Raw genomic sequence first — 14,725 nt, 5'->3', positions numbered from 1 at the left:
GAGGCTCACCGTGGCACGCAAGACACCACTGAAGCGCTACCGGAATATCGGGATCAGCGCGCACATCGACGCCGGCAAGACGACGACGACCGAGCGCGTCCTGTTCTATACCGGTCTGTCGCACAAGATCGGCGAGGTGCATGACGGCGCCGCCACGATGGACTGGATGGAACAGGAGCAGGAGCGCGGGATCACCATTACCTCCGCGGCGACCACCAGCTTCTGGTCCGGCATGGCCAAGCAGTTCGACGAGCATCGAGTGAACATCATCGATACGCCCGGGCACGTGGACTTCACCATCGAGGTCGAACGTTCCATGCGCGTGCTCGACGGGGCGGTCATGGTGTATTGCGCCGTGGGCGGTGTGCAGCCGCAGTCCGAGACGGTCTGGCGTCAGGCGACCAAGTACGCCGTGCCGCGTCTCGCGTTCGTCAACAAGATGGACCGCGCCGGAGCCGACTTCCTGCGCGTCTACGAGCAGATGAGGGAGCGCCTGCAGGCCAACCCGGTGCCGATCCAGCTGCCGATTGGCGCCGAGGACCAGTTCAAGGGTGTGATCGACCTGGTCAAGATGCAGGCGATCTACTGGGACGAAGAGAACTTCGGTATCAGCTTCGAGTACAAGGACATCCCCGATGACCTGAAGGCCGAAGCCGACAAGTGGCGCGAGAACATGCTCGAGGCCGCCGCCGAGGCGAACGAAGAGCTGATGGACAAGTACCTCAACGAGGGTGACCTCAGCGAGGAAGAGGTCAAGTCGGGCCTGCGTCAACGGACCCTGGCGCTCGAGATTGTCCCGATGCTGTGCGGTTCCGCGTTCAAGAACAAGGGCGTCCAGGCAATGCTGGATGCGGTTGTCGAGTACCTGCCCTCTCCGGAGGAGGTCAAGGCGATCAAGGGCGTGAAAGCAGGCACCGAAGAGCCGGTGGCCAAGCACGCGTCGGACGACGAGCCCTTCGCGGCTTTGGCGTTCAAGATCATGACCGACCCCTATGTGGGTTCCCTGACCTTCGTCCGCGTTTATTCGGGCGTGCTGTCGGCCGGGGACTCGGTGCTGAATACGCAAAACAACCGCCGCGAGCGGATTGGGCGCATCCTGCAGATGCACTCCAACTCCCGTGAGGAGATCAAGGAGCTGCGTGCAGGCGACATCGGCGCGGTAGTGGGCCTGAAGGATCTTTACACCGGTACGACGCTGTGCGATCCGAATGACCCGGTCGAACTCGAGCGCATGGAGTTCCCGGAGCCGGTGATCTCCATCGCGGTCGAACCGAAGACCAAGACCGACCAGGAAAAGATGGGCATCGCGCTGAACAAGCTGGCGCAGGAAGATCCGTCCTTCAAGGTGCATACCGACGAAGAGTCCGGTCAGACCATCATCTCGGGTATGGGCGAGCTCCATCTCGAGGTGCTGGTGGACCGCATGAAGCGCGAGTTCAAGGTCGACGCGAACGTTGGGCAGCCCCAGGTGGCCTACCGCGAGACCATTCGCAAGACGGTCGAGCAGGAAGGCAAGTTTGTGCGGCAGTCGGGCGGTCGCGGCCAGTATGGCCACGTGTGGCTGCGCCTCGAGCCGCTGGAACCCGGTAGCGGGTACCAGTTCGAGAACGCCATCGTGGGCGGTGTGGTGCCCAAGGACTACATCCCGGCGGTCAACAAGGGTGTGGCCGAGCAGATGTCCAATGGTGTGCTCGCCGGCTATCCGGTCGAGGACGTGAAGGTCACGCTGTTCGACGGTTCCTACCATGACGTTGACTCCAACGAGATGGCGTTCAAGGTTGCGGGCTCCATGGCCTTCAAGGAAGGCGCGCTGAAGGCCGGCGCCGTGCTTCTTGAGCCGATGATGAAGGTCGAGGTGGAGACACCCGAAGAGTACATGGGCGATGTGATGGGCGACCTCAATCGCCGTCGTGGGCTGGTGAAGGGCATGGAAGACGTCGCCGGGCAGAAGCTGCTGCGGGCCGAGGTTCCCCTGTCCGAGATGTTCGGCTACTCGACCCAGTTGCGCTCGATGAGTCAGGGTCGCGCGACCTACTCGATGGAATTCGAGAAGTACGCCGAGGCCCCCGCGCAGATCGCCGAGGCGGTAGCCGCCAAAGCGTCCTGATCCCGAATTCGCGTTATTTGAAAGAACTGTAAAGAGGTTTGAGCTGTGTCCAAGGAAAAGTTCGAGCGTAAGAAGCCGCATGTGAATGTAGGTACGATTGGTCATGTGGACCATGGGAAAACGACGCTGACGGCGGCGATGACGGCGGTGCTGGGGAAGAAGTACGGTAGTGAAGCCCGTGCGTTTGACCAGATCGACAACGCGCCGGAAGAGAAGGCCCGCGGTATTACGATTGCGACCGCGCACGTCGAGTACGAATCCGACCTTCGTCACTATGCGCACGTCGATTGCCCCGGTCACGCGGACTACGTGAAGAACATGATCACGGGTGCGGCGCAGATGGATGGCGCGATCCTGGTGGTGTCGGCGGCCGATGGCCCGATGCCGCAGACCCGCGAGCACATCCTGCTGGCGCGTCAGGTCGGTGTTCCGTACATCGTGGTATTCCTGAACAAGGCCGACATGGTCGATGATCCGGAGCTGCTGGAGCTGGTCGAGATGGAAGTCCGCGACCTGCTGTCCTCGTACGATTTCCCGGGTGACGACACCCCGGTCATCACCGGTTCCGCGCTGAAGGCGCTGGAAGGTGACGAGAGCGAAGTGGGCGCCCCGGCGATCTACAAGCTGGTCGAGGCGATGGACACCTGGATTCCGGAGCCGGAGCGTGCCGTGGACGGCGCGTACCTGATGCCGGTGGAAGACGTGTTCTCGATCTCCGGTCGCGGCACCGTGGTGACCGGTCGTATCGAGCGCGGCGTGGTGAAGGTGGGCGAAGAGATCGAGATCGTCGGCATTCGCGACACGCAGAAGACCACCGTCACCGGTGTCGAGATGTTCCGCAAGCTGCTGGATCAGGGCGAAGCGGGCGACAACGTCGGAATTCTGCTGCGCGGCACCAAGCGTGACGACGTCCAGCGTGGTCAGGTGCTGTGCAAGCCGGGTTCGATTACCCCGCACACGCACTTCGAAGCCGAGGTGTACATCCTGGGCAAGGAAGAGGGCGGTCGTCACACGCCGTTCTTCAACGGGTACCGTCCGCAGTTCTACTTCCGCACGACGGACGTGACGGGCTCGGTGGAGCTTCCGGAAGGCACCGAGATGGTGATGCCGGGTGACAACGTGAAGATGACGGTGTCCCTGATCAATCCGATCGCGATGGAAGACGGTCTGCGCTTTGCGATCCGCGAAGGCGGCCGCACTGTGGGCGCCGGCGTCGTCTCCAAGATTATTGAGTGAACCAGATGGCTAACCAGCGCATTCGAATTCGTCTGAAGGCCTTTGATCATCGACTGATCGACCGTTCCGCGGCCGAGATCGTCGAGACTGCGAAGCGGACCGGTGCCCGAGTCAAGGGCCCGATCCCCCTGCCGACCAAGAGCGAGGCGTACACCGTCCTGGTTTCGCCGCACGTCAACAAGGACGCGCGGGACCAGTACGAGCTGCGCACGCACAAGCGACTGATGGATATCCTCGATCCGACCGACAAGACCGTGGATGCCCTGATGAAGCTGGATCTGGCTGCAGGCGTAAATGTTCAGATCAGGCTTAACTAACGTTAAATTTTCTGCCATACTATTGGGCTTTCCGTGGCCCGGCGGAATTTTCGCCGGGCCACGGCTTTAGGGCGCTTGTCAGCGCCGTCTGATACGGAAGGGGTTTTGTAATGGCTCTTGGACTCATCGGTCGCAAGCTCGGCATGTCGCGCGTCTTTACGGACGATGGCGTCTCTGTGCCGGTTACGGTGCTACAGGTGGACAACAATCGCGTGGTCCAGATCAAGCGCACCGAAGGCGACGGCTACAACGCGGTCCAGGTGACGGCGGGCTCGCGCAAGCCGTCCCGGGTAAGCAAGCCGGAGGCTGGGCACTACGCCGCGGCGTCGGTGGAGCCCGGGCGCGGTCTGTGGGAGTTTCGCGTCGACGAGACCGACCTCGAAGGCCTGGCTGCCGGTGATGCAATCACCGTCGACCGGTTCGAGGAGGGGCAGATCGTGGATGTGACCGCTCAGAGCAAGGGCAAGGGTTTCCAGGGTGCCGTGAAGCGTCACAACTTCCGCACCCAGGACGCGACCCATGGTAACTCGCTGGCGCATCGCGCTCCCGGTTCCATTGGTCAGAACCAGAGCCCGGGCCGTGTGTTCAAGGGCAAGAAGATGGCCGGGCACATGGGCGCCGAGCGCAAAACCATCCAGAACCTCAAGGTGGTGCGCGTCGACGCTGATCGCAGCCTGGTCCTGGTTCAGGGTGCCGTGCCGGGCGCGCCGAGTACCGACGTGATGATTCGTCCGGCCGTGAAGGCGAAGGGTTAAAACAATGCAAGTTACGACTGCCGATACCGGGGCCAGCGTGGAGCTGTCCGCCACCTGCTTTGAGCGGGATTTCAATGAACCACTGGTGCATCAGAGCGTCGTCGCTCAGCTGGCCGGCGCCCGCAGCGGGACCCGTGCCCAGAAGACCCGGGCCCAGGTCAGTGGAGGCGGCATCAAGCCGTTCCGCCAGAAAGGGACTGGGCGGGCTCGCGCTGGTACGATTCGCAGCCCGCTGTGGACGGGTGGCGGCAAGGTGTTCGCTGCGCGCACTCAGGATTTCTCGCAGAAGCTGAACAAGAAGATGTACCGCGCCGCTATGGCGTCCATCCTCTCCGAACTGCTGCGGCAGGATCGCCTGAAAGTGGTCGCTGCATTCGCCGTCGAGTCGGGCAAGACCCGTGACGGCATTGCCAAGCTCGGCGAGCTCGGCCTGGAGCGGGGGCTGGTGGTGCTGGCCGAGGATGACGCGATGACCGAACGTGCGTTGAGCAACGTCCCGCACGTGGATGTGATCGATGTGAGCGGTGTCAATCCCGCCAACCTGGTCGGGGCCGATACGGTCGTGATTACGGAAGGCGCCATCCGCAAGCTTGAGGAGTGGCTGGCATGAATTCGCGTCTGATGCAGATTATTCAGGGTCCGGTGGTGTCGGAGAAGTCGACCAACGCCGGCGAAGTGGGGCAATACGTGTTCCGTGTGCTGCCGGATGCGGACAAGGCCGAGATCAAGGCCGCGATCGAGAAGCTGTTCGAGGTTCGGGTGGAGCACGTGCGCACATTGAACCAGCAGGGCAAGAACAAGCGCTTCGGTCGCATGTTCGGGCGTCGCAACCACTGGAAAAAGGCCTATGTGGCCCTCGCTGAAGGCGAGAGCATCGACATGGGTGAAGGAGAACAGGTCTAGTCATGGCGATTATCAAGACCAATCCGACCTCTGCCGGGCGCCGTCACGCGGTGAAGATCCGCGGCGAGGGTCTGCACAAGGGGGCGCCGCACGCGGCGCTGCTCGAAAAGCAGACTCGCTCGGGCGGCCGCAACAACGCTGGCCGCATTACCACGCGGCACGTCGGTGGTGGCCACAAGCAGCGCTACCGCATCGTTGACTTCAAGCGGAACAAGGACGGCGTGCCCGGCAAGGTCGAGCGGCTGGAGTATGATCCGAACCGCAGCGCTCATTTGGCGTTAGTACTGTACTCTGACGGCGAACGCCGGTACATTATTGCGCCCCGCGGGCTGAAGCAGGGTGATGCCGTGACTAGCGGCTCGCAGGCCCCGATTCGCGTGGGTAACGCGATGCCGCTGCGCTCCATTCCGGTGGGCACGGTGATTCACTGCATCGAGATGAAGCCGGGGAAGGGAGCGCAGATTGCGCGGTCCGCCGGTGCCTCGGCCCAGGTCGTGGCACGTGAAGGCGCGCACGCGACGATTCGCCTGCGCTCCGGTGAGATGCGCCGCATCCAGTCCGAGTGCCGGGCCACGATCGGCGAAGTCGGTCACAGCGAGCACAGCCTCAAGAAATTCGGGAAGGCCGGTGCCAAACGCTGGATGGGTGTCCGCCCAACCGTGCGTGGCACCGCGATGAACCCGGTCGACCACCCGCATGGTGGTGGTGAAGGTCGCAACTTCGGGCGTCACCCGGTGACCCCGTGGGGCCGCCCGACCAAGGGTTACAAGACCCGCAACAACAAACGTACCGACGGCATGATCGTGCGTCGGCGCAAGAAGTAACGGAGTGCCAGCATGCCGCGTTCACTGAAGAAAGGCCCGTTCGTCGATCATCACCTTCGCAAGAAGGTGGATGAGGCGCTCGAGAAGAACGATCGGCGTCCGATCAAGACCTGGTCGCGCCGCTCGATGATCATCCCGCAGATGGTGGGTCTCACCCTCGCGGTACACAACGGGCGTCAGCATATTCCGGTGCTGGTCAACGAAAACATGGTCGGCCACAAGCTGGGCGAGTTTGCGTTGACGCGGACCTTCAAGGGTCACATCGCCAACAAGAAGTCGCGCTGAGGACGAACGATGGAGACGATTGCAAAACTGCGCTACGCGCGCATCTCGCCGCAGAAGACGCGGCTGGTCGCCGACCAGGTTCGTGGTATGCGGGTGGAAGAGGCTCTGAACGAGTTGACTTTCAGCCCCAAAAAGCCGGCAGCGATTGTAAAAAAGGTGCTGGAGTCCGCGATTGCCAATGCGGAGAACAATGACGGTGCAGACATCGACGAGCTGCGCATCTCGCGCATCCAGATCGACGAAGGCCCGGTTCTCAAGCGCATGCAGGCGCGAGCCAAGGGTCGCGGCAACCGCATCATGAAGCGCACTAGCCACATTGTAGTGGGCGTGAGCGAGAAGGGAGCGAACTAACCATGGGTCAGAAAGTACATCCAACCGGCATCCGGCTGGGCATTTCTCGCCCGTGGTCGGCGACCTGGTACGCGGACGGTCGCGAGTTTGGTGAAACGCTGAACAACGACATCAAGCTGCGCACGTTTCTGCAGAAGAAACTTGCCCACGCGTCGGTCAGCCGAATCACCATCGAGCGTCCCGCCAAGGCCGCGCACATCACGATTCACACGGCACGTCCGGGGATTGTGATTGGCAAGAAGGGCGAGGACATCGAGAAGCTGCGCCGCGAAGTGGCAGCCGAGACGGGCCTGGAGCAGGGCAACGTCAAGATCAATATCGAAGAGGTGCGCAAGCCCGAGATCGAAGCTCAGCTGGTCGCGGAAGGCATCGCCCAGCAGCTTGAACGCCGCATTATGTTCCGTCGTGCGATGAAGCGCGCCGTGGGTAACGCGATGCGCCTGGGTGCTCAGGGTATCAAGGTGCACGTGGCCGGTCGCCTCAATGGCGCCGAGATCGCGCGTTCCGAGTGGTACCGCGAAGGCCGCGTACCGCTGCACACCCTGCGTGCGGACATCGATTACGGTTTCGCCGAGGCGCGTACGACCTACGGGATCATCGGCGTCAAGGTGTGGATCTTCAAGGGCGAAGTTTTCGGCCTGGAACCGGTCGAAGGGACGCGCGCTGCGGCCAACGCGAGCTAGGACATAGACCATGTTGCAGCCAAAAAGAACCAAATTCCGCAAGCAGTTCAAGGGCCGGAACCGGGGCATGGCCTCCACCGGCGCCAAGGTCAGCTTCGGCGAGTACGGCCTTCAGGCCGTGGAACGCGGTCGCATTACCGCGCGCCAGATCGAGGCGGCGCGGCGTGCGATGGTGCGTCACATCAAGCGTGGCGGGAAGATCTGGATCCGGGTGTTCCCGGACGTCCCGGTCACCAAGAAGCCGCTTGAAGTGCGCATGGGCAAGGGCAAGGGCGGTGTCGAGTACTGGGTCTGCAAGATCCAGCCCGGCCGCGTGCTCTACGAGATGGAAGGTGTGCATGAAGACGTTGCGCGTGAAGCAATGCGTCTGGCCGCCGCCAAGCTCCCGGTCAAGACGGTGTTTACCCGTCGGCAGGTGATGTGATGAAAGCAGAAGAGCTCAGAAAGAAGTCGGACGGCGATCTGGACCAGGAGCTGGAAGCGCTCTACAAGGAACAGTTCGGCCTGCGCATGCAGAAGTCGGTCGGGCAGCTGGCGCGCCCGGATCGTGTCGGCAAGGTGCGGCGCGAGATCGCGCAGATCAAGACGCTGATGAATGAACGTAGAAGGGCAGGTTAAGACAATGACCGAAGAAGGTTCCAGGACTCAGCGTTCCGTCGTCGGGCGCGTGATTAGCGACAAGACGGACAAGACCCGCACGGTTCTTGTCGAGCGTCGCGTCCGTCATCCGCTGTACGGGAAGTTCATTCGTCGCAGCACGAAACTGCACGTCCATGACGAAGAAAATGTATCGCGCATGGGCGATCGGGTTCGTATCCGTGAATGCCGGCCGATTTCCAAGCAGAAGCATCATGCCCTGATCGAAGTGGTCGGGCAGGACGCTCTCTGAATCGGCTGCCAGGAGATAAGTCATGATTCAAATGCAGACCGTGCTCGAGGCCGCCGATAACAGCGGTGCCCGACGCATCCAGTGCATCAAGGTGCTGGGCGGGTCGCACCGCCGGTACGCCCGGGTGGGCGACGTCATCAAGGTGAGCGTCAAGGATGCGATCCCGCGTGGCAAGGTGAAGAAGGGCGATGTCTATGACGCCGTCGTGGTGCGCACGGCCGCGGGCGTGCGCCGTGCGGATGGATCGCTGATCCGCTTCGACCGCAACGCCGCGGTCCTGCTGAACAACCAGCACCAGCCGATCGGCACCCGTATCTTCGGGCCGGTGACGCGTGAACTGCGAGGGGAGAAGTACATGAAGATTATCTCCCTCGCCCCGGAAGTGCTGTGAGGACGTGATGAACAAGATTCGCAAAGGCGACGATGTCGTCGTGATTTCTGGCAAGGACAAGGGTCGCCGGGGCACCATTATCAAGGTCCTCGATGGCAAGGTTCTGGTTCAGAACATCAACATGGTGAAGAAGCATCAGAAGCCGAACCCGCAACAGGGTGTCGGCGGTGGGATCATCGAGAAGGAAATGCCGATCGATGTGTCCAACGTGATGGTCTTCAACCCAGCAACCGACAAGGGTGATCGCGTGTCGTTCAAGACCCTGGAAGACGGCCGTAAGGTGCGGGTCTTCCGCTCGAACGGCGAAGTCGTGGACGCATAACGCGGGACGGACGGTTTTATGGAACGCTTGAGAGAAGAATACGAATCCACGGTGAAGCAGGCCCTGCGCGAGCAGTTCAGCTATGCCAACGTGATGGAAATCCCGCGTGTCACCAAGGTGACCCTGAATATGGGTCTGGGTGATGCCGTTGCGGACAAGAAGGTGATCGAGCACGCGGTCAGCGACATGACGGCCATTGCCGGGCAGAAGCCGGTGGTGACCAAGGCGCGCAAGTCGATCGCCGGGTTCAAGATCCGCGATGACTATCCGATCGGCTGCAAGGTCACTTTGCGCCGGCGGCAGATGTACGAGTTCCTGGATCGCCTGATCAGCGTAGCGCTGCCGCGCGTGCGGGACTTCCGCGGGTTTTCCGCGAAAGCCTTCGATGGCCGTGGCAACTACAGCATGGGCATCAAGGAACAGATCATCTTCCCGGAGATCGATTACGACCGTGTCGACAAATTGCGCGGCATGGACATCACGATTACCACCAGTGCAAGAACGGACGCGGAAGCCAAGGCCCTTTTGGAGGCCTTCCGATTCCCGTTCCGGCAGTAACCGAGGTAGGCGCACATGGCAAAGACATCGATGCTCGAACGCGAGAAAAAGCGCGAGCGACTGGTCAACAAGTACGCGGCCAAGCGGGCCGAGCTGAAGGCGATCCTGGTCGACGAGACCAAGTCGTCCGAAGAACGCCTGGCGGCCATGCATGCGCTGCAAAAGCTGCCGCGTGATTCCGCGCGCGTTCGGCAGACGAACCGGTGCGGCGTCACCGGTCGGCCGAAAGGTTATTACCGCCGGTTTGGCCTGGGGCGCAACAAGCTGCGCGAACACGCCATGAAGGGCGAGATTCCGGGCCTGCGCAAGGCGAGCTGGTAAGGAGATTTGAACCGATGATGACCGATCCGATTTCCGACATGCTCACCCGTGTTCGCAACGCCCAGCGTGCGAACAAGGAGCAGGTCGCCATTCCTTTCAGCAAGGCCAAGGAGCGAATCCTTAAGGTCTTCGCCGATGAGGGTTTCGTAGGCGACATCCAGGTCGAGGGCGAAGTTGCCCAGAAGAAGCTGGTGGTGAAGCTGAAGTACTTCGAGGGACGGCCGGTCATCGAGACCGTCGAGCGGATCTCGCGTCCGGGCCTGCGGATTTATCGCGGCAAGGACGAGCTGCCGCGGATTAACGCCGGTCTCGGGGTTGCCGTGGTCTCCACGCCACAGGGTGTCATGAGTGACCGCGCTGCCCGGGCCGCAGGCCAGGGCGGCGAAGTCCTCTGCAAGATTTACTGAGGAATCAGCCATGTCGCGCATTGCAAATCTGCCGATCAAGCTGCCGAAAGGCGTCTCCGTCGAGCAGTCGGACAGCGAGATCAAGATCAAGGGTCCGAAGGGCGAGCTACAGCTCACCTGCCCCGAGGCCGTGATCGTTACCGTCGAGGACGGGGTGGTTCGAGTGAAGGCCACGGAGGACGCGAAGAATGTCGCGTTGGCGGGTACTATTCGGGCACTCCTGGGCAATCATGTCCACGGGGTGAGCGAAGGGTTCGTCCGGGCGCTGGAGTTGGTCGGCGTCGGCTATCGCGCCCAAATGCAGGGCGCAAAGCTGAACCTGACGCTCGGGTACTCGCATCCGATCGACTTCGACATTCCGGAAGGCGTGACGGTGGAGACACCGACCCCGACCGAGGTCGTGGTCAAGGGAACGGATCGCCAGAAGGTGGGCCAGGTGGCAGCGAATATTCGCGCCTTCCGCCCGCCGGAGCCCTACAAGGGCAAGGGCGTGAAGTACAAAGACGAGCGCATCATGCGCAAAGAAGCCAAGAAGAAGTAGGTAGGCACCAGTGGACAAGAAAGAGGCCAGACTTAAGAGGGCGCGGCGCGCACGGTTCAAGATCCGTGAGCTGGGGGTGCATCGTCTCTGTATCCACCGGACGCCGCGCCACATGTACGCGCAGATCATTGCCCCCTCGGGCGACGCGGTGCTTGCCGCGGCGTCGACCGTGGAAAAGGATCTGAAGAATGCCGGGGGTTCCACCGGCAACGCCGAGGCCGCCGCCCGCGTGGGCCAGGCCATCGCGGAGCGTGCGCGCAAAGCAGGGATCGAACAGGTCGCGTTTGACCGCGCGGGTTTTCGTTATCACGGACGGGTGAAGGCACTTGCCGACGCTGCCCGTGAAAGCGGCCTGCAGTTCTAGTCAAACGCGATCGAGCGGAGAGAGAAATGGCACGTAACGATGTAAGCGAAGCGCAGGACGGCCTCCAGGAAAAGCTGATTGGCGTCAACCGCGTTGCGAAGGTGGTCAAGGGCGGCCGGCAGTTCCGGTTTGCCGCACTGACCGTCGTCGGTGATGGCGAGGGACGAGTCGGATACGGATACGCGAAGGCGCGCGAGGTGCCGGCTGCGATTCAGAAGGCAATGCAGCAGGCGCGCATGGAAATGCGCAATGTGTCGCTGAATGAAGGCACGCTGCACTATGCGGTGAACGGGCATCATGGCGCGGCCAATGTCTACATGCAGCCGGCCTCTGAGGGTACCGGGATCATCGCCGGCGGCGCGATGCGCGCAGTGCTCGAAGTAGCGGGCGTGCGTAACGTGCTGGCCAAGTGTGTCGGTTCGCGCAACCCCATCAACGTCGTGCAGGCGACCATCGACGGGCTCACCATGGTGAACTCGCCGGAACGGGTTGCGGCCAAGCGCGGCAAGTCCGTCGACGAAGTGAAGAGCTAAGCCATGAGCAAGCTGAAACTGACACTGGTACGCAGCACCGCCGGCCGTATCGCCACGCACAAGGCGTGCGTGCGTGGACTCGGGCTGCGCAAGACCCACAGCAGCGCGATCATTGAGGCCACGCCCGAGAACCTGGGCATGGTCAAGAAGGTCTCGTACCTGCTGAAGGTAGAGGAAGTCTAATCATGCGACTGAATAACATTTCCAGCCCCGACGGTGCCCGCAAGCCGGCCAAGCGCGTCGGTCGGGGGATTGGCTCCGGTCTGGGCAAGACCGGCGGCCGCGGCCACAAGGGCCAGAAGTCTCGCTCGGGTGGTTACACGAAGGTCGGCTTCGAAGGCGGCCAGATGCCGCTGCAGCGTCGCCTGCCCAAGGTGGGCTTCCGCTCGCGCAAGCAACAGTATTCGGCCGAAGTGCGTCTCAGCGAACTGGCCAAGGTCGACGGCGACGTGACCCTGGACACCCTGAAGGCTGCAGGCGTCGTGCGCAGCGATGCGCAGAGCGCCAAGATCTTCGCCTCCGGTGAAGTCTCGAAGGCCTGTGCCGTGAAGGGCGTGGGCGTCACCAAGGGTGCGCGGGCGGCGATCGAAGCCGCTGGCGGGAGCGTTGGGGCCTAAATAATGGCACGTGGAGCGACAGCACGTTCCGGTGGCGGGCTCACCGGTTTTACCGAGTTACGCCAACGCCTGCTGTTCGTTCTGGGTGCCCTGGTGGTGTACCGGATCGGTACATTCATTCCGGTGCCCGGTATTAACCCGGTGGCCGTCTCGCAGTTCTTCGAACAGCAAAGCGGGACCATCCTGGACATGTTCAACATGTTTTCCGGGGGGGCGCTGGAGCGCCTGTCGATCTTTGCCCTGGGGGTGATGCCGTATATCTCGGCCGCCATCATCATGCAGCTTCTGGCCGCGACCGTACCGGCGCTCCAGCAGTTGAAGAAAGAGGGCGAACAGGGACGGCGCAAGATTACGCAGTACACGCGCTACGGGACCGTGGCGCTCGCGCTGTTCCAGAGTATCGGGATCGGGATTGCCTTGAATGGTCAGACCATCCAGGGGATGCCGATGGCCCTCAACCCCGGCCCGATCTTTATCTTCACCGTGGTGGTCTCGCTGGTGACGGGGACGCTGTTCCTGATGTGGCTGGGTGAGCAGATTACGGAACGCGGCATTGGCAACGGGATCTCGATCATCATCTTCGCCGGTATCGTCGCAGGGCTTCCGGGCGCGATTGGCGGAACCCTGGAGTTGGCCCGCACCGGAGAACTGGCGGCAGCATTCGTGGTGATTCTGATCGTCTTGGCCCTGGCGGTGACCGCCTTCGTGGTGTTCGTCGAGCGCGGGCAACGCCGAGTGACGATCAATTACGCCAAGCGCCAGGTGGGAAGGAAGATGGTCGGTGGCCAGTCCTCGCACCTGCCGCTGAAGCTGAACATGGCCGGGGTGATCCCGCCGATCTTCGCGTCGAGTATCATTCTGTTCCCGTCGACGTTGGGGCAGTGGTTCGGCCAGGCTGAAGGGATGGACTGGCTGCGCGAGATCTCGACGACGCTGGCCCCGGGACAGCCGCTGTACGTGATGTTCTATGCGGCTGCGATTATTTTCTTCTGCTTCTTCTATACCGCGCTGGTGTTCAACTCACGCGATACGGCGGAAAATCTGAAGAAGCAGGGCGCCTTCATTCCGGGGATCCGGCCAGGTGTCCAGACCGAGAGATTCATTGACGGGGTCATGACTCGACTGACGGCGGTGGGGGCGGTGTACATCACCGCAGTGTGCCTGCTGCCGGAGTTCCTGATCCTGTATTGGAACGTGCCCTTCTACTTTGGCGGGACCTCGCTTCTGATCATCGTGATCGTGGTGATGGATTTCATGGCGCAGTTGCAGTCGCATCTGGTGTCCCACCAGTACGAAGGCTTGATGAAGAAAGCGAATCTGAAGGGTTTCGGCGGGACCGGGATCCGCTAGACCAGGAGAAAGACCATGAAGGTACGTGCATCTGTAAAGCCGATGTGCCGGAACTGCAAAGTCATTCGGCGTAATGGCGTGGTCCGGGTGATCTGTTCCGACGCCCGCCACAAGCAGCGTCAGGGCTGAAGCTTGGCGTAACGCATAATCATTGCTACTATAGCCGGCTTTGCCGGATTTTGATGGAGAAGTTGGATGGCTCGCGTCGCTGGAATCAATATTCCTGACCAGAAGCACACGGTAATCGCGCTGACCGCGATCTATGGCATTGGCCCGACTCGGGCCGGCCTGATCTGCGATGGGGCGGGTGTGCGTCGGGACATCAAGGTGCGGGATCTGACGGATGCCGAAGTGGATGCGCTGCGCGCCCAGATCGACAAGATCCCCGTGGAAGGGGATCTGCGCCGGGAAGTCAGCATGAACATCAAGCGATTGATGGATCTGGGCTGCTACCGTGGCGTGCGCCACCGTCGCGGCCTGCCGCTGCGCGGTCAGCAGACGCAGACGAATGCACGCACCCGAAAGGGCCCGCGTCGCCCGATTCGCAAGTAATCAGACTGGGATCTCAGGTACATGGCACAAGCGCAAACACGGACCAAGAAAAAGGTCCGCAAAAATATCGCCGAGGGCGTGGCTCATGTGTACGCCACGTTCAACAACACGATCATCACGATCACCGACCGGCAGGGGAACACGATCAGCTGGGCCACCTCCGGTGGTTCGGGCTTCCGTGGTTCCCGCAAGTCGACGCCGTTCGCTGCGCAGATCGCGGCCGAGCGCGCCGGGACGACTGCGGCCGAACACGGCGTGAAGAATCTCGACGTGATGGTGCGGGGCCCGGGTCCGGGTCGCGAGTCGGCGGTACGTGCGCTGAACAATGCGGGGTTCAAGATCACGAACATCAGTGATGTAACCCCGATCCCTCACAACGGCTGCCGGCCGCCCAAGAAACGCCGCGTTTAAGGCTGGAG

Annotated in this window: 27 protein-coding genes; all 27 read left to right on the top strand. The window is 62.0% G+C overall.

Annotated elements, in window-relative coordinates; all coding sequences use genetic code 11:
• The first annotated feature begins 10 nt into the window (after nucleotides 1-10).
• Nucleotides 11-2,107 (top strand): elongation factor G, encoded by a 2,097-nt coding sequence (fusA, locus tag G333_RS0101135; protein WP_019627439.1) that lies wholly within the window; start codon nucleotides 11-13, stop codon nucleotides 2,105-2,107.
• Nucleotides 2,108-2,152: 45 nt separating this feature from the next.
• On the top strand, nucleotides 2,153-3,343 hold the full coding sequence (gene tuf / locus G333_RS0101130; protein WP_018168213.1) for an elongation factor Tu: 1,191 nt from the start codon (nucleotides 2,153-2,155) through the stop codon (nucleotides 3,341-3,343).
• Nucleotides 3,344-3,348: 5 nt separating this feature from the next.
• Entirely contained in the window at nucleotides 3,349-3,660 is a 312-nt protein-coding gene (gene rpsJ / locus G333_RS0101125; RefSeq protein WP_017941070.1) for a 30S ribosomal protein S10, read from the top strand.
• 110 nt (nucleotides 3,661-3,770) lie between these two features.
• A complete protein-coding gene (rplC, locus tag G333_RS0101120) occupies nucleotides 3,771-4,415 on the top strand; it encodes a 50S ribosomal protein L3 (RefSeq protein WP_018146460.1) in 645 nt (214 codons plus the stop codon).
• Between the two features lie 4 nt (nucleotides 4,416-4,419).
• Nucleotides 4,420-5,025 carry a 50S ribosomal protein L4 gene (gene rplD / locus G333_RS0101115; protein ID WP_018168211.1) on the top strand — a complete coding sequence of 202 codons (606 nt, stop codon included), beginning with the start codon at nucleotides 4,420-4,422 and terminating at the stop codon, nucleotides 5,023-5,025.
• Nucleotides 5,022-5,318: a 50S ribosomal protein L23 gene (gene rplW / locus G333_RS0101110; RefSeq protein ID WP_018146458.1), complete on the top strand. Its 297-nt coding sequence runs from the start codon at nucleotides 5,022-5,024 to the stop codon at nucleotides 5,316-5,318. The genes rplD and rplW overlap by 4 nt, the downstream gene beginning before the upstream one ends.
• A gap of 2 nt (nucleotides 5,319-5,320) precedes the next feature.
• Complete coding sequence (gene rplB / locus G333_RS0101105; protein WP_018168210.1) at nucleotides 5,321-6,142, top strand: 50S ribosomal protein L2; 822 nt, start codon at nucleotides 5,321-5,323, stop codon at nucleotides 6,140-6,142.
• 12 nt (nucleotides 6,143-6,154) lie between these two features.
• A complete protein-coding gene (gene rpsS, locus G333_RS0101100; protein WP_018146456.1) occupies nucleotides 6,155-6,427 on the top strand; it encodes a 30S ribosomal protein S19 in 273 nt (90 codons plus the stop codon).
• Between the two features lie 9 nt (nucleotides 6,428-6,436).
• Nucleotides 6,437-6,778: a 50S ribosomal protein L22 gene (gene rplV / locus G333_RS0101095; protein WP_018146455.1), complete on the top strand. Its 342-nt coding sequence runs from the start codon at nucleotides 6,437-6,439 to the stop codon at nucleotides 6,776-6,778.
• Nucleotides 6,779-6,780: 2 nt separating this feature from the next.
• Nucleotides 6,781-7,461, top strand: a complete 681-nt coding sequence (gene rpsC, locus G333_RS0101090; RefSeq protein WP_018146454.1) for a 30S ribosomal protein S3 — start codon at nucleotides 6,781-6,783, stop codon at nucleotides 7,459-7,461.
• A gap of 10 nt (nucleotides 7,462-7,471) precedes the next feature.
• A complete protein-coding gene (gene rplP / locus G333_RS0101085; protein ID WP_017941078.1) occupies nucleotides 7,472-7,885 on the top strand; it encodes a 50S ribosomal protein L16 in 414 nt (137 codons plus the stop codon).
• Nucleotides 7,885-8,079 carry a 50S ribosomal protein L29 gene (rpmC, locus tag G333_RS0101080; RefSeq protein ID WP_018168209.1) on the top strand — a complete coding sequence of 65 codons (195 nt, stop codon included), beginning with the start codon at nucleotides 7,885-7,887 and terminating at the stop codon, nucleotides 8,077-8,079. Before rplP ends, rpmC begins: the two co-directional genes overlap by 1 nt.
• 4 nt (nucleotides 8,080-8,083) lie before the next feature.
• Nucleotides 8,084-8,350, top strand: coding sequence for a 30S ribosomal protein S17 (gene rpsQ, locus G333_RS0101075; protein WP_018146452.1), 267 nt, complete (start codon nucleotides 8,084-8,086; stop codon nucleotides 8,348-8,350).
• Between the two features lie 22 nt (nucleotides 8,351-8,372).
• Nucleotides 8,373-8,741 (top strand): 50S ribosomal protein L14, encoded by a 369-nt coding sequence (rplN, locus tag G333_RS0101070; protein ID WP_018146451.1) that lies wholly within the window; start codon nucleotides 8,373-8,375, stop codon nucleotides 8,739-8,741.
• 7 nt (nucleotides 8,742-8,748) lie between these two features.
• Nucleotides 8,749-9,063 (top strand): 50S ribosomal protein L24, encoded by a 315-nt coding sequence (gene rplX / locus G333_RS0101065; RefSeq protein WP_018146450.1) that lies wholly within the window; start codon nucleotides 8,749-8,751, stop codon nucleotides 9,061-9,063.
• 18 nt (nucleotides 9,064-9,081) lie between these two features.
• Nucleotides 9,082-9,621, top strand: coding sequence for a 50S ribosomal protein L5 (rplE, locus tag G333_RS0101060; RefSeq protein WP_018146449.1), 540 nt, complete (start codon nucleotides 9,082-9,084; stop codon nucleotides 9,619-9,621).
• 15 nt (nucleotides 9,622-9,636) lie between these two features.
• A complete protein-coding gene (gene rpsN, locus G333_RS0101055) occupies nucleotides 9,637-9,942 on the top strand; it encodes a 30S ribosomal protein S14 (RefSeq protein ID WP_019563614.1) in 306 nt (101 codons plus the stop codon).
• A gap of 14 nt (nucleotides 9,943-9,956) precedes the next feature.
• Nucleotides 9,957-10,349, top strand: coding sequence for a 30S ribosomal protein S8 (rpsH, locus tag G333_RS0101050; protein ID WP_018146447.1), 393 nt, complete (start codon nucleotides 9,957-9,959; stop codon nucleotides 10,347-10,349).
• A 10-nt stretch (nucleotides 10,350-10,359) separates the two neighbouring features.
• The gene (gene rplF, locus G333_RS0101045; RefSeq protein ID WP_019627438.1) at nucleotides 10,360-10,890 is read left to right on the top strand and encodes a 50S ribosomal protein L6; all 531 of its coding nucleotides are present in this window, start codon (nucleotides 10,360-10,362) and stop codon (nucleotides 10,888-10,890) included.
• Nucleotides 10,891-10,900: 10 nt separating this feature from the next.
• On the top strand, nucleotides 10,901-11,254 hold the full coding sequence (gene rplR, locus G333_RS0101040; protein ID WP_018168206.1) for a 50S ribosomal protein L18: 354 nt from the start codon (nucleotides 10,901-10,903) through the stop codon (nucleotides 11,252-11,254).
• A gap of 26 nt (nucleotides 11,255-11,280) precedes the next feature.
• The gene (gene rpsE / locus G333_RS0101035; RefSeq protein ID WP_018146444.1) at nucleotides 11,281-11,787 is read left to right on the top strand and encodes a 30S ribosomal protein S5; all 507 of its coding nucleotides are present in this window, start codon (nucleotides 11,281-11,283) and stop codon (nucleotides 11,785-11,787) included.
• 3 nt (nucleotides 11,788-11,790) lie between these two features.
• A complete protein-coding gene (rpmD, locus tag G333_RS0101030; protein ID WP_018146443.1) occupies nucleotides 11,791-11,970 on the top strand; it encodes a 50S ribosomal protein L30 in 180 nt (59 codons plus the stop codon).
• 2 nt (nucleotides 11,971-11,972) lie between these two features.
• Entirely contained in the window at nucleotides 11,973-12,404 is a 432-nt protein-coding gene (rplO, locus tag G333_RS0101025; protein ID WP_019627437.1) for a 50S ribosomal protein L15, read from the top strand.
• Nucleotides 12,405-12,407: 3 nt separating this feature from the next.
• A complete protein-coding gene (gene secY / locus G333_RS0101020) occupies nucleotides 12,408-13,754 on the top strand; it encodes a preprotein translocase subunit SecY (protein ID WP_018146441.1) in 1,347 nt (448 codons plus the stop codon).
• 15 nt (nucleotides 13,755-13,769) lie between these two features.
• Complete coding sequence (rpmJ, locus tag G333_RS14520; protein ID WP_077277041.1) at nucleotides 13,770-13,883, top strand: 50S ribosomal protein L36; 114 nt, start codon at nucleotides 13,770-13,772, stop codon at nucleotides 13,881-13,883.
• Nucleotides 13,884-13,949: 66 nt separating this feature from the next.
• The gene (rpsM, locus tag G333_RS0101015; protein WP_018139891.1) at nucleotides 13,950-14,306 is read left to right on the top strand and encodes a 30S ribosomal protein S13; all 357 of its coding nucleotides are present in this window, start codon (nucleotides 13,950-13,952) and stop codon (nucleotides 14,304-14,306) included.
• A gap of 21 nt (nucleotides 14,307-14,327) precedes the next feature.
• Nucleotides 14,328-14,717: a 30S ribosomal protein S11 gene (rpsK, locus tag G333_RS0101010; protein ID WP_017941093.1), complete on the top strand. Its 390-nt coding sequence runs from the start codon at nucleotides 14,328-14,330 to the stop codon at nucleotides 14,715-14,717.
• The last annotated feature ends 8 nt before the right edge of the window (nucleotides 14,718-14,725 follow it).

Origin of the sequence: Thioalkalivibrio sp. AKL10 (assembly GCF_000381845.1) — a bacterium.
Lineage (GTDB): Bacteria > Pseudomonadota > Gammaproteobacteria > Ectothiorhodospirales > Ectothiorhodospiraceae > Thioalkalivibrio > Thioalkalivibrio versutus.
This window is presented reverse-complemented; position numbering and strand designations above follow the sequence as displayed.

What these genes read in the sequence shown, in the direction of transcription:
- rpsJ (WP_017941070.1), top strand. Translation starts at nt 3,349, where the DNA reads ATGGCTAACCAGCGCATTCGAATTCGTCTGAAGGCCTTTGATCATCGA.
- rplC (WP_018146460.1), top strand. Translation starts at nt 3,771, where the DNA reads ATGGCTCTTGGACTCATCGGTCGCAAGCTCGGCATGTCGCGCGTCTTT.
- rplD (WP_018168211.1), top strand. Translation starts at nt 4,420, where the DNA reads ATGCAAGTTACGACTGCCGATACCGGGGCCAGCGTGGAGCTGTCCGCC.
- rplW (WP_018146458.1), top strand. Translation starts at nt 5,022, where the DNA reads ATGAATTCGCGTCTGATGCAGATTATTCAGGGTCCGGTGGTGTCGGAG.
- rplB (WP_018168210.1), top strand. Translation starts at nt 5,321, where the DNA reads ATGGCGATTATCAAGACCAATCCGACCTCTGCCGGGCGCCGTCACGCG.
- rpsS (WP_018146456.1), top strand. Translation starts at nt 6,155, where the DNA reads ATGCCGCGTTCACTGAAGAAAGGCCCGTTCGTCGATCATCACCTTCGC.
- rplV (WP_018146455.1), top strand. Translation starts at nt 6,437, where the DNA reads ATGGAGACGATTGCAAAACTGCGCTACGCGCGCATCTCGCCGCAGAAG.
- rpsC (WP_018146454.1), top strand. Translation starts at nt 6,781, where the DNA reads ATGGGTCAGAAAGTACATCCAACCGGCATCCGGCTGGGCATTTCTCGC.
- rplP (WP_017941078.1), top strand. Translation starts at nt 7,472, where the DNA reads ATGTTGCAGCCAAAAAGAACCAAATTCCGCAAGCAGTTCAAGGGCCGG.
- rpmC (WP_018168209.1), top strand. Translation starts at nt 7,885, where the DNA reads ATGAAAGCAGAAGAGCTCAGAAAGAAGTCGGACGGCGATCTGGACCAG.
- rpsQ (WP_018146452.1), top strand. Translation starts at nt 8,084, where the DNA reads ATGACCGAAGAAGGTTCCAGGACTCAGCGTTCCGTCGTCGGGCGCGTG.
- rplN (WP_018146451.1), top strand. Translation starts at nt 8,373, where the DNA reads ATGATTCAAATGCAGACCGTGCTCGAGGCCGCCGATAACAGCGGTGCC.
- rplX (WP_018146450.1), top strand. Translation starts at nt 8,749, where the DNA reads ATGAACAAGATTCGCAAAGGCGACGATGTCGTCGTGATTTCTGGCAAG.
- rplE (WP_018146449.1), top strand. Translation starts at nt 9,082, where the DNA reads ATGGAACGCTTGAGAGAAGAATACGAATCCACGGTGAAGCAGGCCCTG.
- rpsN (WP_019563614.1), top strand. Translation starts at nt 9,637, where the DNA reads ATGGCAAAGACATCGATGCTCGAACGCGAGAAAAAGCGCGAGCGACTG.
- rpsH (WP_018146447.1), top strand. Translation starts at nt 9,957, where the DNA reads ATGATGACCGATCCGATTTCCGACATGCTCACCCGTGTTCGCAACGCC.
- rplF (WP_019627438.1), top strand. Translation starts at nt 10,360, where the DNA reads ATGTCGCGCATTGCAAATCTGCCGATCAAGCTGCCGAAAGGCGTCTCC.
- rpsE (WP_018146444.1), top strand. Translation starts at nt 11,281, where the DNA reads ATGGCACGTAACGATGTAAGCGAAGCGCAGGACGGCCTCCAGGAAAAG.
- rpmD (WP_018146443.1), top strand. Translation starts at nt 11,791, where the DNA reads ATGAGCAAGCTGAAACTGACACTGGTACGCAGCACCGCCGGCCGTATC.
- rplO (WP_019627437.1), top strand. Translation starts at nt 11,973, where the DNA reads ATGCGACTGAATAACATTTCCAGCCCCGACGGTGCCCGCAAGCCGGCC.
- secY (WP_018146441.1), top strand. Translation starts at nt 12,408, where the DNA reads ATGGCACGTGGAGCGACAGCACGTTCCGGTGGCGGGCTCACCGGTTTT.
- rpmJ (WP_077277041.1), top strand. Translation starts at nt 13,770, where the DNA reads ATGAAGGTACGTGCATCTGTAAAGCCGATGTGCCGGAACTGCAAAGTC.
- rpsM (WP_018139891.1), top strand. Translation starts at nt 13,950, where the DNA reads ATGGCTCGCGTCGCTGGAATCAATATTCCTGACCAGAAGCACACGGTA.
- rpsK (WP_017941093.1), top strand. Translation starts at nt 14,328, where the DNA reads ATGGCACAAGCGCAAACACGGACCAAGAAAAAGGTCCGCAAAAATATC.